We start from the raw sequence: 15,375 nt of genomic DNA, 5'->3' as shown, positions 1-15,375 counted from the left end.
ATGCCAAACAGTAAATAATTTTACCACAAATTCTTATGGACACCCTAAACTTTTATGACCTATACTTAAGTAAGGATAAAGAAATCTTAAGGAGGCTACTATGCCAACGTATCACCCAATCACCTGCACAACGGCTCTGCATGAATTGAAGCGAAAAACTCCCTATGGCTGGGATTTAAATATTTTTAAGGGCTGCAGCCATGGCTGCCGCTACTGCTATGCCATGGGAACCCATGGTTTTAGCGGCCTTGCTGATTTCACAACCAACATTTCGGTCAAGACCAATATCGTCGACGTACTGGAAAAACAACTCGCCTCGCCAAACTGGAAACGGGAAATCATCAATATTGGTGGCGTTACTGACAGCTATCAGCCAGCGGAAGCCCAGTATCAGCTGATGCCGGAAATACTAAAGCTCCTGATCAAATATAAGACCCCGGCGATTATCTCCACCAAATCAGACCTGGTGCTCCGGGATTATGACCTGATTGACCAATTGTCCCGGATTACCTATATCAATGTTGCCGCCACGGTGACGACTTTAGATGAAGCTGTCCGAAAAAAAATCGAGCCCGGCGCTGTCTCCAGTTCTGCCCGTTTTGCAATGCTCAAACAATTTAAAAAAACCAATGCCTCCATCGGTCACCATCTGATGCCGATTATTCCCACGCTGACCGATGATTCCGAGACCCTTTCGGCTTTGTTTGCCGCCGGCCAGGATGCCGGTATCGATTATGTGCTGCCCGGCGCCCTGTATCTGCGGGGAGCCACCAAGCCAGCCTTTTTTGACTTCATTAAAACCAACTATCCCGAAAAATACGATACCCTGTGGAAGCTCTACAAAAAAGGCGGCGCTCCCAAAGAATATAAAGACGAACTCTATGGCCGACTCAATCCCCTGCGTCAGTCCTTTGGTCTATCCAATAGCTACAGCAAACCGATTAAAGAAAAGCTGAAGGTCTATCCGCCATCAGAAGAACAGGTTTCCTTTTTAACGCCCTAATTATATCCAGCAATAGATACTAATCACCCGGTTTGGGATTGAATTCTTTTAAAAAAGATGTTAGACTGTAATCAGACTACAAAAAGGAGTAAAGAGGATGCGTAATTTATCTTGCTAAGAAACAATTGGAAAGTGTTTTCAAAACCTGCGGTTAAACCGCTTGTTTTGGTGCGCTTAAGCAAGAGAATTACAAGAAAAGCACTGCCTCTCTAGCACCATCAACTCCTTATTTATGGATTTTTTGGGCTGCCCATCATTGAGCCGCAGGATAATTTTCTTGCGGTTTTTTATGTGTCCAAGCTACTGTTATCTGGCTTGGCAAGAGAGGTACAATGATGTCACAAATTTCCATATCACATTTAAGCTTTAACTACGAAAGCAGTTGCGAAAATATTTTTGAAGATGTTTCCTTTACCATCGACACAAACTGGAAACTGGGTTTTATCGGCCGTAATGGTCGCGGCAAAACGACCTTTTTAAAACTTCTGATGGGTCTTTATGACTATAGCGGCGTGATCGCCGCAGCGGTCGATTTTGAATATTTTCCTTTTGCAATCAAGAACCCTTCCCAACTGACCCGCACTCTTGTCGATGAGATTTATCCTGATTACCCGCTCTGGGAACTGCAGCGGGAGCTGTCGCTACTGAACCTGGATGCAGCGCTGCTGGAGCGGCCATTTAGCAGCCTGAGCCGGGGCGAGCAAACCAAGGTATTACTGGCGGCCTTATTTTTAAAACCAAATCAATTTCTCTTAATTGATGAGCCGACCAATCATCTCGATCTGGAAGGTCGACGTGTTGTCAGTCAGTATTTGAAAAAGAAACCGGGTTTTATTCTGGTTTCCCACGACCGCACCTTCCTGGATAATTGCGTCGATCACGTCTTGTCGATTAACAAAATGAACATTGAGATTCAAAAAGGCAACTATTCCAGCTGGCTTCTTAATAAACAGCGTCAGGATCAGTTTGAATGCAATCAAAATAAAAAACTCAAACAGGAAATCGATCAATTAAAAACCGCTGCCAAACGCACCGAAAATTGGTCGAATGCCGTTGAGAAGTCAAAAAACGGACAACGGGTTTCCGGCCTTCGCCCGGATCGGGGCCATATTGGTCATCAGTCTGCGAAAATGATGAAACGCTCCAAATCGCTGGAAAAGCGTCAGCAAAAGAATATTGAGTCAAAAGAAAAGTTAATGAAAAATATCGACTGGAACGACAGTCTCAAGATACGGCCCCGGGCTTATCAAAAAGAGCGGCTGATTTCGGCCAACCACCTGTCCCTTTACTATGATGACCGCCCCATTCTGAACGATTTAAATTTTACGATCAACCAGGGCGACCGGATTGCCATCGTCGGTCCGAATGGCTCGGGTAAATCCAGTTTGCTTAAACTGCTACTGGGCCAGCCAATCAGCTTTTCCGGCAATCTGGAGCTGGGCAGTCAGCTGCAGCTATCGCATATTCCGCAAGACACCGACTTACCAACCGGTGATCTTCGTGATTTTTCCCGCTGCCAAGGGATTGACGAAAGTCTCTTTAAAACCATTTTGCGAAAGCTGGGATTTAACCGGGAGCAATTTGAGAAAAACCTGACTAGCTTTAGTGAGGGGCAAAAAAAGAAAGTCTATTTAGCCCGCAGCCTTTGTCAATCGGTCCACTTATATTTATGGGACGAACCGCTTAATTATATCGACGTCCTCTCCCGGTTGCAGATTGAGGAGCTTTTGCTACAGACCCCGCCAACGATGATCTTTGTGGAACATGACCGATCCTTCATTGACCATATTGCGACAAAAATTATAGAACTATAAAACAATTTACCAAAGGAGTAACCCATGCATCTACGACCAAAACCCTGGGCCCGCCCGGAGCTGGAAGCTTGTGGCTTTTTTCAGGCCACACCGCCGGTTCATCGCGGCCAATGGCACCACTTATTTAAGAAAAAGCAGCCCCTTCATATTGAATTGGGCTGCGGAAAAGGAACCTTTATTGCCGAACTGGCCAGCCGCCATCCCGAAACCAACTATCTGGCCATTGATCTGATTGACGCCGTTCTGGGTTTAACCAAACGTAATATTCAAGCAGCCTACGCTGACAAGAACCAAGCCATTGACAATGTCCAGATCATGTCCTGGGATATTGAACGGATTGATATGATCCTCGCTCCCGAGGATGGGGTCGAGCGGATTTACATTAATTTTTGTAATCCCTGGCCTCGCCGCCGCTTTCATAAAAAGCGGCTGACGCACACTAAACAACTGGAAAAGTATAAAAAACTCTTAGCTGAAAATGGCGAGATTTATTTTAAAACTGACAGTGATGATTTATTCCGGGATTCCATCAAGTATTTAGAATCCGCCGGCTTTACCATCACAACTTTAATTAATGATCTTCACGCCGCAGACTATTCCGACAACATTGAAACCGAACATGAAAGAATGTTTAGTGACCAGGGGATTAAGATAAAGTTCTTAATTGCCAGCTTAACTTAGCTCTGAACTTAAAAATTAAACTCCGCCGCCCAATCAAAATCACCAGATGCTTCCACACTTTTAGGCCAATGTTCACACCAATGTGGCACTAAAGGATTTTGTACCCGATCCAGACTGGGGGTATAGGGTTTAATATCCAACACCGGGGTGCCGTCATTGGCATCAATGTAGGGAATCCGGATGATCCCTTTTTGATAATCGATTTCCAGCACCGAAACCGGGCTTAAGGCAATGGGGTTGGGCCGAATCGGTGAGCGGGTGGCAAATACCCCCATTACCGCCGGGGCCTGTTTATAGGGCTGGGGGCCGGAAAGAACCTTCCTGGCCGCTTCATTATCAAACTCACTGAACCACCAGAAAACATTGATGTGCGAGAACCCGTTCAGTCCTTCCAGCCCTTCCCGATAGGCTTCTTCCAGTTCAATAAAGATCTCCTCCCCCTGAACACGAATGGTGCCAATTGGTTTTACGTAACCTTGTTTCATTTGTTTACCTCCATAACTTTATTATATTCTTATTCTAGACCCTGACACCATGTGAGAGTCAATAAGAATCATAATTATATAATTGAAAGAAAGCACCTCTACTAAACTTAATCGAAATCTCTTTAATCCTGAAAAATGCATTAATATTAGTGTCCAATTAAAAACCACTGATTACAAAGACTCTCAAGGTCTCACATAATCAGTGGTTTTTTAATAGCGGTATTATTCTTATTGATTTAAATAAGGGCTTCAGCCTTTGTTGCCGTAAATACAAATTTCCCGTCAATAACTTTTGCACTGCCAGTAAAACGACAACCTTTGGCTCCACCTTCAAATTTTTGAGCTGCCAGCAACATCGCACAGTCGTTTTTCTTGATATTTTCCTGCGTAACCTTCATTGCATAGACGCCCACCGAAACAGTGTCCCCTTCAACTGTACCACCTCCAACAATAATTGGGTGTGGGCTACCATCGGGACACATTGTTACAATTGTCAGGAACGCCGAGTTTTCGATAACACTTTTCATTTCTTCATTAATAACCATTTCAATTCCTCCAAAGTTTAGTATAGCAATTGACTCCGTAATTACTACCTGATACAATTATAATACTAACTTAAATAGCTTGTAAACTACGCAAAAAAATATGATCAAATACGAAAATAGAAAGTAGATAAGAAAAAAATGACTATCTCTGAAAACACAACTTCCTTATGTTCCGGAAACATCTGCCCATGCCAAGAAAAATGCCCACTTTCAGCTGCTCTTGAAATCATTGGAGGTAAATGGAAGATTCCCATCCTGTGTGCACTGTATAACGACGGGCCGACACGTTATAATGCGTTAAGAAAAAAAATTAAAGGCGTAACCAACACCATGCTCGCTTCCTCACTGAAGGAACTCGAAGCGGATGGTCTCATCCTCCGCACACAATACAACGAAATGCCCTTAAGAGTCGAGTATGAATTAACCAAAAACACGAATCGTCTTATTCCGATTCTGGGAAGTCTTTCTGCATGGGGCAAGGACATAAAAAACTGATTAAAAATCTATAATACTATCTCCCATGTTTTAATTTGCTTTTTCCAATCCAATCTGAATTTCGGTCAGGTAATGAGCCGGGTTTTCCTCATTCCAGGGCCCCCGGTGACAAATCTGTCGGTTATTTCCTTTCATTCTAAACCCACCATGCTCAGTCAGCCAATAGGCCAGTGAACGATAGACCCCGGCAATATTTTCGGCGGAATTTGCTCCACCGAATACAGGCGATAGCCACTATAAGGATCCGTCTTCGCCGGTTTTAACAAATTATTTTCGTCATAATAACGGAGCATCCGAATCGATACCTGGGTTAGCTTAGAAAACTCACCAATTTTAAACATTTCTACCTCTTATCATCTGCTTTGATTCTGGTGACTATCTATACAAACACCATTTGGATCAACACCATGTAGACCAGCGTTCCCCCGCCAATACTAAGCAGATTATTACGCTTCCAAATGTGCAGCAGCGCCACAATGGCAACCGCAATAAACTCGGGAAAACCATGGGGTGCCACCATCACACTGACGCCTTTTAAACAATAAACCACCAGAATGGCAATCACCGCCGGTGGGAGCAGATCACCCAGGGTTTTAACCAGAGCGGGTACTTCCTTCCCCCCGCCAAACAGGGCAAAGGGCAAAAAGCGGGTCAGGAAGGTGCAGGCGGCCACCACCAGAATTACCAATAACGGCGTTAAAAATTCTGTACTCATTGACACACCTCCTGATTCTCGCCGATTTTAATGCTGTTTTTAAAAACCAGCAGCAAGCATACCGCCGCAATCAGCGCTGGCAGAATAAACGCCCCAGGCCCAAAGATAAACAGCGATGCCACCCCACAAATCGTCCCCAGCAGTGCCGGTAAATGGGATTGATAACTGTACCACTGCTCAATAAAAATTACCACAAACAGAGCCGTCATGGCAAAATCAATGCCGGTAGTATCAAAGCCGATGAAGCTGCCGATGACTGCCCCAAGGGTACAGCCAATAATCCAGTAGCTCTGATCCAGGGCCGCTACGGTAAAAAAAACCTGTTTCTCATTTAGTTCTTTGGGAATATTCATCCCACAAAGTAGCGAATAGGTTTCATCAGTCAGCGAAAAAATCATATACCAGCCCCATTTTCCCATCGCTTTGAATTTCTCAATAAAGGATAATCCATAAAAAATATGACGGCTTTGTACCGACAGGGTCAGGACAATCAACGACAATAATCCCATTCCGCCACCCAGTAATCCAATTAATACAAATTGCATCGAACCGGCGTATATAATCAGACTGATAAAGAATGCCCAGATGAAATTGTATCCGGCTTTTTCCAGCAGAATGCCGAAGGCGATGCCCATGAAAACATAGCCGAAAAGTACCGGCACAGTTTGGACGAAGGCAAACTTTAACGTCTCTTTAAATGCTTCTTTTTTCTTGGTTGTATTCAATTTTCTGCTCCTTATCTTAATTTTCCTTAAGTTACTGAACTATTATAGCATAAATTTTTGTGTTAATGCTTTTCAAAAGTTTTTTACCTTGCATAATTCTGCTCTTTGTTTATAATATGTTTACTTAAGTAAATTAACTATTATGGTGATTAACTGTTATCTCAGTTAATCATTAATCTGCGAAAGGAGTTATCATTGAATTTAAATGGACACGATCTTTTTAAGGCATTTCATCGCATTAAAAAATCAAGCATGGGGCGAATTCATAAAGAATTTATGCAGGATCTCAAACCCCATGAGTTTTTTATGTTAAAAACCCTTAAAAAAATGTATGACGAGGAACAAAAAACAGCCCTGACTAATAATCTTCCGCTGGCCCCTGGGGTTAAAATTTCCCAGCTCAGTCGAGAAACCGCCATTTCCATGCCCGGTGTTTCTCAAACCATTTCTACTCTGGAAAAACATGGCTATGTACAGCGGATCGCCTCCAGCAAGGATCGCCGTCTGGTTTACGTTAATCTCACTGATGCTGGGCGTCAGCTGGAAACCGATGTATCAAAATCCTGCTTCCAAATCTATGACGAAGCCGCCACCCTGCTGGGCGAAGAAGATACCCGCGCCCTGGTACTTTTGTTAGACAAGTTAACGGTCGCCTTTGATCAGATTGATCGAAAACAAGGTGACCAGAATCAAAATGAAAAAGCCGAAAGGAAAACAACATGATCAAGCTTTCACGTTATTTAAAACCCTATCTGGGGGTGCTTTTCATTACCCTGGTGCTGCTTTTTGTGCAAGCAATATCCGATCTGAATCTGCCCAACTATATGTCCGATATTGTCAATGTCGGTATCCAGCAAAACGGGATCGAGCATGCCACCCCGGAAGCCATCAGTGAAGACGGCTATACCCTGATGACAACCTTTATGACTGCGGATGATCAGCAAACGGTAGCCGATAACTATCTACTGATGAGCCCGGAGGATACCAGTAATCCCAATTATGAGAGCACCCTGGCAAAATTTCCGGCATTGGAAACCGAGAGTATCTATGTGCTGACCGATCCTTCCGAGCAAACCTTTGCTACGCTAGACCCCATTTTTGGCGAAGCTACCTGGACCTTTATTAATTACATGCGTTCGCTGGATACCGGAGCCGCCGATGCCAGCGCGTCCGAAAGCATGACAGACCTGGATTTTACCCAGATTTATGCAGCTCTGCCAATGCTGACGCAGTTGCCTTCATCAACCTTTGATGAGGCCCGGGAACAGGCTGCCCAAACTCCAGAATCAATGCAGATTCAGACCGCCGTTCAATTCACCAAACAATTCTATATTGAACTGGGTGTTGATGTTGGTGCGATACAGAATCTTTATATCTTAAAAATTGGTGCCCTGATGCTGCTGTTATCGTTGATTGCCGCCCTGGCATCAATTTTAATCGGCTTCTTTTCAGCCCGCATCGCTGCCGGGGTTTCCCAAAACCTCCGCCAGGATGTTTTTAGAAAAGTTCAGTGCTTCTCGAATACCGAATTTGATAAATTCTCGACCGCCTCACTCATCACCCGAAACACCAATGACATCACCCAAATCCAGACGATGCTGATTATGGGTATCCGGATTCTCATCTATTCACCGATTTTGGCCATTGGCGGGATTATTATGGCACTGCGTCGAACCACCTCAATGGGTTGGATTATCGTTGTCGCCGTTGTGGCGATTATGCTCCTGATTGGGGTCGTTTTTACCGTTGCCATGCCCCGTTTCAAACTGATTCAGAAACTGGTTGATAAATTGAATCTGGTCACCCGGGAAAGCCTGACCGGTTTGATGGTCATCCGGGCTTTCGGTAACCAGAAATTTGAAGAAAACCGCTTTGATCAGGTTAATAAGGATACTACTGCCAATAATCTTTTTGTCAACCGGGTGATGGTCTTTATGATGCCAACGATGATGTTTATCATGAATGGTGTGACCCTTCTGGTTGTCTGGGTCGGTGCCCAACAAATCGCCGATGCCGCCATGCAGGTTGGTGATATGATGGCCTTTATGCAGTACACCATGCAAATTATCTTCTCCTTCCTGATGATGTCGATGATGTTTATCATGATTCCCCGGGCAGCTGTTTCCGGTGATCGGATTCAGGAAGTGCTGGCGGTCAAACCCAGCATTGTCGATCCGGCTACCCCCAAAGAATTGCCGCTGAAGGCCCAGACTACCCTCGAATTTGACCACGTCTCGTTCCGCTACGAAGGTGCCGAGGAAGATGTCCTTCATGATATCAGCTTTATTGCGAATCCCGGCGAAACCACAGCCTTTATTGGGTCCACCGGGTCGGGTAAATCAACTCTGATCAATCTGATCCCCCGCTTCTTTGATGTGACTGCGGGTGTGATCAAAATCGATGGTCTTGACATCCGGGAGGTTACCCAACATGATCTGCGGGAAAAAATTGGTTACATTCCTCAAAAAGGGGTGCTTTTTTCGGGCACGATCGCTTCCAATCTGCGCTATGGCAATCAAAATGCCAGTGATGACGATCTGGCCCTTGCTGCTCAAGTTGCACAGGCCGCCGACTTTATCGAAGGCAGTCCTGATGGTTTCGAGCGGGAAATCGCCCAGGGTGGCAGCAATGTTTCCGGCGGTCAGAAGCAACGGCTCTCGATTGCCCGGGCACTGGTCCGCAAACCGGATATCTATATTTTTGACGACAGCTTTTCGGCTTTGGATTATAAAACCGATGTGGCTCTGCGCCGGGCTTTAAAAGAATATACCGGCAACAGTACCGTACTGATTGTCGCCCAACGAATCAACACGATTATGCAAGCGGAACAGATTATCGTTCTGGATCATGGCCGAATCGTTGGCAAGGGAACCCATCATGAACTCTTAAAAAGCTGTGCCACCTACCAGGAAATTGCATCCTCACAATTATCAGAGGAGGAACTAAACATATGAGCGATCAAAAAAACATTAAAATACCCAAACGAGGTAATATGGGCGGCGGAATGGGCCGGGGTCCCGGTGGCCCCGCTGGCATGATGCCCGGCGAAAAAGCCAAAGATTTTAAAGGTAGCCTTAAAAAACTGGCCCGTTATCTGTCGGTCTATAAAATCAGACTCTTCTTTGTGCTGATCTTCGCCGTTGCCTCGACGGTCTTTATGATTGTTGGACCAAAAATTCTGGGTAATGCCACCACGGCTCTTTTTGAAGGGGTTATGAATCTAATTGCCGATAATGGCAAGGGCATTGACTTTGGCTATATCAGTCAGATTCTGCTACTGCTCCTTGGTCTCTACGTCATTGCGGCGCTGTTTTCCTATATACAGGGCTATATCATGACCGGCATTTCGATGAAAGTCACCTATGAATTGCGACGCAATATTTTTGCCAAAATTAATCGTCTGCCCTTTAAATATTTTGACAAAACCAGCTATGGCGAAGTGCTCTCCTTTCTGACCAACGATATTGAAACGGTCAATCAGACCCTGAACCAGAGCGTCACCCAGATCATTACCTCCGTGGCGACTCTGGTGGGTATACTGATCATGATGTTTTCAATCAGCTGGCAAATGACCATTGTGGCGCTGCTGATCGTACCGATCTCATTTGTGGTGGTGGTAAACATTGTTAAAAAATCCCAGCCTCATTTCAGTGAACAGCAAACCTATCTGGGCCACATTAACGGCCATGTCGAAGAAATGTACGGTGGCCACAACGTGGTTAAGGCTTTTAACGGTGAAGAAGCTTCTTTTGAAACCTTTGACCATTATAACACCACCCTTTACAGCTCAGCCTGGAAGTCCCAGTTTTTATCGGGACTGATGATGCCAATGATGAATTTTATTGGTAACCTGGGCTATGTAGCGGTTTGTATCCTCGGCGGTTATCTGGCCGTGAATGGTCGCTTAAGCGTTGGTGATATCCAGGCTTTTATCCAATATGTCCGCCAGTTTACCCAGCCAATTATGCAGATTGCCAATATCTCAAACATTCTGCAACAAACCACCGCTGCCGCCGAACGGGTCTTCGCCTTTCTGGATGAAGCGGAAGAAGTGGAAGAAAGCACTACGGCTTTTGATCTGGCAAGCGTTTCTGGTCAGGTCGACTTCGACCACGTGAACTTTGGTTATCATCCCGAAAAACCAGTTATCAAAGACTTTTCGGCCCACATTAAAGAAGGTCAGAAGGTCGCCATTGTTGGCCCTACCGGCGCTGGCAAAACCACCATTGTCAAACTTCTGATGCGTTTTTACGATGTCGAATCCGGGGCCATCCTGGTGGACGGCCACAATATTGTAGACTTCAGCCGGGGTGATCTGCGCAGCCTCTTTGGGATGGTCCTTCAGGATACCTGGCTTTACAATGCCAGCATCCGGGACAATATCAAATACGGTCGTCTCGATGCCACTGATACCGAGGTGGAAGCGGCAGCCAAAGCCGCCCAGGTGGATTATTTTGTCCACACTCTACCGGATGGCTATAACATGTGCTTAAATGAAGAAGCCAGCAATGTCTCTCAGGGTCAGAAACAGCTTTTGACCATTGCCCGGGCCATTTTAGCTGATCCGAAAATCCTGATTCTTGATGAAGCTACCAGCTCGGTGGATACCCGTACTGAAGTGCTGATTCAGAAAGCCATGGATAACCTGATGGAAGGGCGAACCAGCTTTGTCATCGCCCATCGCTTATCGACCATTAAAAATGCCGATCTGATTCTGGTAATGAATGAAGGCGATATTGTGGAACAGGGCAACCATTACGATCTGCTGGCTGAAAATGGCTTTTATGCCAAGCTTTATAATTCGCAGTTTGAAAAAGCCGAAGAGCTGGAAAACGAATTGGCCGAAGATTTATTGGCGGTTAATCCGCTACTTAGCTAATTCATCTCACCGATTCTTTCAAATAACAGTGAGCTGTCCGGGTCGACATACCGATCCGAACAGCTCCCTGTTTTAATGTAACGTTTTTTAGTTTCCCTGATCAATCGCAATCGCTTCGATTTCTTTGCGAATTGACAAAAATGCATCAACCAGGATCGGATCAAATTGCAGGCCCCGTTCGTTTTTGATAATGTCAAAGGCCGTATCAAAATCATAGATCTCTTTATAGGGCCGAGCCGACGTCAGGGCATCAAAGACATCGGCAATGGCCATAATCCGGGCGCTCAGAGGAATCGCTTCGCCCGATAAAGCATCCGGATAGCCCCCGCCAATCCAGCGCTCATGATGGTACCTGGCAACCTCGCAAACCATCTTATAATAATCTACATCCTCAATTTTTGACAGGGCATTTTCTAAAATCTTCTGTCCATTTTCGGCATGTTTTTTCATCAGTATCCATTCTGCTTCTGTCAGTTTTCCCGGCTTATTCAAGATACTGTCAGAAACCATAATTTTCCCCACATCATGCAGCGGTGCCGCCGCATAGAGCAGCCGGATAAAGTGTTCATTAACGGTCTCCGGATAATCACCATTTTGAAGCAGTACTGCCGCAATTTTTTCGGCGTAAAGACTGGTTCGGCGGACATGTTCCCCGGTGATGGTATCCCGGATTTCGATAATATTGGCAAAACTGATGATGACCTGTTCCTGAATCTCTTTGATTTGGGCGGTTTTCTGCACCACTTCCTGCTGTAGATCTTGTTGGTAATTAAGGATCAGTTCTTTGCGTTTTTCCGCTTCCGTGACATCCTGATACCAGATCACATAGCCGCGGATCTGGCTGTTGCGGCGGATCGTTCTGATCCGCGGTTCATAAATCCGGCTTTCACGATAGCATAAACTGGTTTCTTGCGCTCTGAGGATCTGATCGAGATCCGGGGAGATCTCCGCCAGACCGGTGTCTTTTTTGGCTTTGGCAAAATCCGGAAACAGTACAATGGCCTGTTCATTGACTTCTTTGTACTGGTAATTGTGATCAACCACGATGATGGCATCATCCATCGAATCAATGATCAATTGTTTGGCGGTATCGTTGATATCATAAATCTTGAGTCGATAGATCAGCACAATCAATAAGAGCTCGGAAATCAAAATGCCAATGGCTGCTATCTCAATTTGAATTGGCAGATATAATTTGCTCAGATGAATAGCTGCCGGAATTAAAGGTACCGCCACCAGAAGCAATGGCTCCCACCATTCCTTGTCTTTCCGTTTGCGACTTTGATCGATCACCACCACAATCAGCCCCACGACCACAGCTGCTTCCATGATCATGTAGATGGTATGAAGAATGCCATATTCTTTAAGCAGCACCGGCACACCGGTTTTATAAACAAAGGCATAGCTCTGATAAAACCAGTGGTGCAGATCCATCGTCAGGGTCGCCCCAATTAACAGCAGACAAAGCAGGCCAAAGAGCGGAAAAAAAAGGATTGGTGCCTTAATCTTATAATAACGGACAAAAAACAGGACAAACAAAAAATAAAGACCACAGCCACCCAAATACATCAGTTTGTAAGCAATTATGATGGCTTCGGCCGAATTGGCCTGAATCCCCAACCAATATCCCAGCGATATTAAAAACGCAAAAAAAGCAATCAGGAGCATCAGCTTCTGCTCATCGGACGGTTTTTGAAGCGCCACACCGATAATACAGATGATTGAAATAACCAGTCCAATGGAATATAAAAGAAACAGCGAATCATAGATTGTCATATCAGCCAACATCCTTTATTGTAATCGAAATAAAACTAATTTCATGATATATTATTTTTTTGTGAACTTCAATAGAATTTATTACTAAATCCCTGCGCATCTTAAAAAGAGCTGTCTTTCTGACCTTTTTTGCTGCTGCTGACAACGTAAAAAAGCCAGTCTCCGACCTTTAAGCAAACTGTTTCAACAGCAAAGCCGTTGGAACGTCTACTTAGGCATCGAGGACTGACTGATATGTGACTGTTTATTGAGGCAGTCTGACCAAAAAACGACTGCCTTTTCCCGGCTCACTCTCCACCCCGATGGTGCCCCCGTGAAGCGTCACAATCCGCTGGGAAATGGTGAGTCCCAGACCGGTTCCAGGCGTACTGCGGGATTGATCGGCCTTATAAAAGCGATCAAAGATCTTTTTCTGGTCTTCCTTAGCGATACCCTTTCCGGTATCGGCTATTTCGATAACCACTTCTTTGGCGGTTTTGTGCAGCGCAATGCTGATGTGACCAGCTGTCGGGCTATGGTTAATGGCATTGGTCAACAGATTGATAATAACCATCGCCATAAGCTCGGGATCACCCTGGTAGATTGTATCATCCAACTGGATATCCAAATCGATATTTTTAGCTTCCCACTTTTCCTGTAGCAGCAAGATCACCCGCCGGATGGCTTCATCCAGGGCAAAGGCTTCTTTTCTCAAACCCAGAACCCCATTCTCCAGCTCCGAGAGTTTTAACACATTAGCTGATAGTTTCCATAGCCGGTCACTTTCGTCGACAATAATATCAATATATTCCTGCCGCTGGGTTTCCAAAAGATCGGGATCTTTTAAAAGCTTGCCAAAGCCTTTAATCGAAGCGATGGGGGTTTTAAACTCATGGGACACGTTACTGACAAAATCTCGATGGATATAGTCATTACGGGAAAGGGCAGCCGTCATGATATTAAAATTTTGCGCCAGCACGGCCAGTTCATCCTTTCCTCTAACCGTTAGCCTGACATCAAAGTCACCATTGGCTACTTTTTTTGTAGCCTCAGAAACCGCTTTAATCGGTCTGGCAATCATCGCAACCGCAATGACAATCAGCACCGATCCGATCAACAAGGTGACCAGCATGGTGGTGCGCTGAAGTTCCATAAAGCCAGCAATTTGATTTTTTTCCAGATTCGGCCGACTGACCACATAGCCATCCGCCAGTTTTCCCAATGCCATTGGTAAATCCTGGGCCTGGTGGGTATTCAGATAGACGATCTCCCCGGCTTCGATTTTTTTTTGCTCCGCATCGGTTAAGGTTACCCCCACTTCATCCAAGCTGGCAACAATCCGGGACACCACAATGCCCTGGCTATATAAATTGACAATGACATCATCCCCCAACTTTTCCTGATTAAGAATCTGAACTGCCTGGGCCTGATTGACCAGTTCTACCCGGAGCTGTTCGAGAATATTGCCCAGTTGTGACCAGTAAATCACGCCAAAGGTGAGGGTCGAGGAGAAAAAAAGCACCCCTAAAAAGGTCACCAGAAATTTTGTATAAATTGAATGAAAAATTTTATTTTTCATATAACTCCTTAGTCTCCACTATAAAACCCGGGACTTATATCCCAGGCCCTTAACGGTGATGATTTCGAAATCCTGATTGTGTTCCAGTTTTTCCCGTAACCGTTTGATATGAACATCCACCGTGCGGTGATCACTTTCACTTTCATAGCCCCATATTTCATCCATAATCTGAGCCCGGGTAAAAATCCGGTTCGGTGCCGATAATAGTTTAAACAGCAACAGAAACTCTTTTTTAGGGAGGGTGATGGTTTCATCCCCGATGCTTAAGGTCAAGGCTTCATAATCCAGAACTGTTTTTCCCACCACCAGCCGCTGTTCATTGGCAATTTTGGCTCGCCGTAATAAGGCAAAGACCCGCAGCAGCATTTCATCCATGTCCACCGGCTTAACCATATAATCATCAGTTCCGGCTTTAAAACCGGATTTTTTATCATCGATGCTTTCCCGGGCGGTGATCATCAGGATCGGCAGCTCCAGGCCGCCGTCCCGCAGGGTTTTGGTTAAGGCATGACCATCCATGTGGGGCATCATCACATCGGTGATCAGCAGATCAATGTGGTTTTTTTCCAGTGCATCCAAGGCCATAACTCCATCAATCGCTTCAAACACCGAATAACCTTCTTTCTCCAGAACATCCCGAAACAGTCGGCGAATATGGTTATCATCCTCACAAATCAAAATACGAAACATTTCTTTCTC

Annotated in this window: 14 protein-coding genes and 1 pseudogene; 7 read left to right on the top strand and 8 right to left on the bottom strand. The window is 45.1% G+C overall.

Annotated elements, in window-relative coordinates; all coding sequences use genetic code 11:
• Nucleotides 1-100: 100 nt before the first annotated feature.
• The 3 genes from BI182_RS16430 (at nt 101) to trmB (ending at nt 3,498) form a co-directional block, all read left to right on the top strand.
• Complete coding sequence (locus BI182_RS16430) at nt 101-1,003, top strand: SPL family radical SAM protein (RefSeq protein ID WP_286809426.1); 903 nt, start codon at nt 101-103, stop codon at nt 1,001-1,003.
• 335 nt (nt 1,004-1,338) lie between these two features.
• Nucleotides 1,339-2,817 (top strand): ribosomal protection-like ABC-F family protein, encoded by a 1,479-nt coding sequence (abc-f, locus tag BI182_RS16425; protein WP_250936207.1) that lies wholly within the window; start codon nt 1,339-1,341, stop codon nt 2,815-2,817.
• A 24-nt stretch (nt 2,818-2,841) separates the two neighbouring features.
• Nucleotides 2,842-3,498, top strand: coding sequence for a tRNA (guanosine(46)-N7)-methyltransferase TrmB (gene trmB, locus BI182_RS16420; protein WP_286809424.1), 657 nt, complete (start codon nt 2,842-2,844; stop codon nt 3,496-3,498).
• Between the two features lie 8 nt (nt 3,499-3,506).
• On the opposite strand, the gene tsaA is transcribed toward trmB, so the two are convergent.
• Both tsaA and BI182_RS16410 read right to left on the bottom strand, forming a co-directional pair.
• Nucleotides 3,507-3,983 carry a tRNA (N6-threonylcarbamoyladenosine(37)-N6)-methyltransferase TrmO gene (tsaA, locus tag BI182_RS16415; RefSeq protein WP_286809418.1) on the bottom strand — a complete coding sequence of 159 codons (477 nt, stop codon included), beginning with the start codon at nt 3,981-3,983 and terminating at the stop codon, nt 3,507-3,509.
• Between the two features lie 236 nt (nt 3,984-4,219).
• Nucleotides 4,220-4,528 carry a pyridoxamine 5'-phosphate oxidase family protein gene (locus BI182_RS16410; RefSeq protein WP_148636935.1) on the bottom strand — a complete coding sequence of 103 codons (309 nt, stop codon included), beginning with the start codon at nt 4,526-4,528 and terminating at the stop codon, nt 4,220-4,222.
• 138 nt (nt 4,529-4,666) lie between these two features.
• Between BI182_RS16410 and BI182_RS16405 the strand changes: the two genes are divergently transcribed.
• Nucleotides 4,667-5,023 (top strand): winged helix-turn-helix transcriptional regulator, encoded by a 357-nt coding sequence (locus tag BI182_RS16405; protein WP_148636934.1) that lies wholly within the window; start codon nt 4,667-4,669, stop codon nt 5,021-5,023.
• Between the two features lie 203 nt (nt 5,024-5,226).
• On the opposite strand, the pseudogene BI182_RS16400 reads toward BI182_RS16405, so the two are convergent.
• The 3 genes and pseudogenes from BI182_RS16400 to BI182_RS16390 all read right to left on the bottom strand — a co-directional run.
• Nucleotides 5,227-5,364: pseudogene (locus BI182_RS16400) on the bottom strand (MerR family DNA-binding transcriptional regulator); the annotation flags it as partial.
• A gap of 38 nt (nt 5,365-5,402) precedes the next feature.
• The gene (locus BI182_RS16395; RefSeq protein WP_070371582.1) at nt 5,403-5,738 is read right to left on the bottom strand and encodes a branched-chain amino acid transporter permease; all 336 of its coding nucleotides are present in this window, start codon (nt 5,736-5,738) and stop codon (nt 5,403-5,405) included.
• Entirely contained in the window at nt 5,735-6,463 is a 729-nt protein-coding gene (locus tag BI182_RS16390; RefSeq protein ID WP_286809414.1) for an AzlC family ABC transporter permease, read from the bottom strand. Before BI182_RS16390 ends, BI182_RS16395 begins: the two co-directional genes overlap by 4 nt.
• 195 nt (nt 6,464-6,658) lie before the next feature.
• On the opposite strand from BI182_RS16390, the gene BI182_RS16385 reads away from it, so the two are divergent.
• The 3 genes from BI182_RS16385 to BI182_RS16375 are packed head-to-tail and all read left to right on the top strand — an operon-like array spanning nt 6,659 to nt 11,342.
• The gene (locus BI182_RS16385; protein WP_286809409.1) at nt 6,659-7,186 is read left to right on the top strand and encodes a MarR family winged helix-turn-helix transcriptional regulator; all 528 of its coding nucleotides are present in this window, start codon (nt 6,659-6,661) and stop codon (nt 7,184-7,186) included.
• Nucleotides 7,183-9,417, top strand: coding sequence for an ABC transporter ATP-binding protein (locus tag BI182_RS16380; protein ID WP_286809407.1), 2,235 nt, complete (start codon nt 7,183-7,185; stop codon nt 9,415-9,417). The genes BI182_RS16385 and BI182_RS16380 overlap by 4 nt, the downstream gene beginning before the upstream one ends.
• The gene (locus tag BI182_RS16375) at nt 9,414-11,342 is read left to right on the top strand and encodes an ABC transporter ATP-binding protein (protein ID WP_228880875.1); all 1,929 of its coding nucleotides are present in this window, start codon (nt 9,414-9,416) and stop codon (nt 11,340-11,342) included. Before BI182_RS16380 ends, BI182_RS16375 begins: the two co-directional genes overlap by 4 nt.
• Nucleotides 11,343-11,429: 87 nt before the next feature.
• Here the strand turns inward: BI182_RS16375 and BI182_RS16370 are convergent, their stop codons facing one another.
• From BI182_RS16370 to BI182_RS16360, 3 genes are all read right to left on the bottom strand, one after another.
• A complete protein-coding gene (locus BI182_RS16370) occupies nt 11,430-13,118 on the bottom strand; it encodes an HD domain-containing phosphohydrolase (protein WP_286809405.1) in 1,689 nt (562 codons plus the stop codon).
• 244 nt (nt 13,119-13,362) lie between these two features.
• The gene (locus tag BI182_RS16365) at nt 13,363-14,676 is read right to left on the bottom strand and encodes a sensor histidine kinase (protein ID WP_070371588.1); all 1,314 of its coding nucleotides are present in this window, start codon (nt 14,674-14,676) and stop codon (nt 13,363-13,365) included.
• Between the two features lie 18 nt (nt 14,677-14,694).
• Entirely contained in the window at nt 14,695-15,366 is a 672-nt protein-coding gene (locus BI182_RS16360; RefSeq protein WP_148636927.1) for a response regulator transcription factor, read from the bottom strand.
• Nucleotides 15,367-15,375 lie beyond the last annotated feature (9 nt).

It is taken from the genome of Acetobacterium sp. MES1 (assembly GCF_002237635.1).
In the GTDB taxonomy this organism is placed as follows: domain Bacteria; phylum Bacillota; class Clostridia; order Eubacteriales; family Eubacteriaceae; genus Acetobacterium; species Acetobacterium wieringae.
Note: the sequence above shows the minus strand (reverse complement) of the source record. Positions and strands in the feature narration are given on the sequence as shown.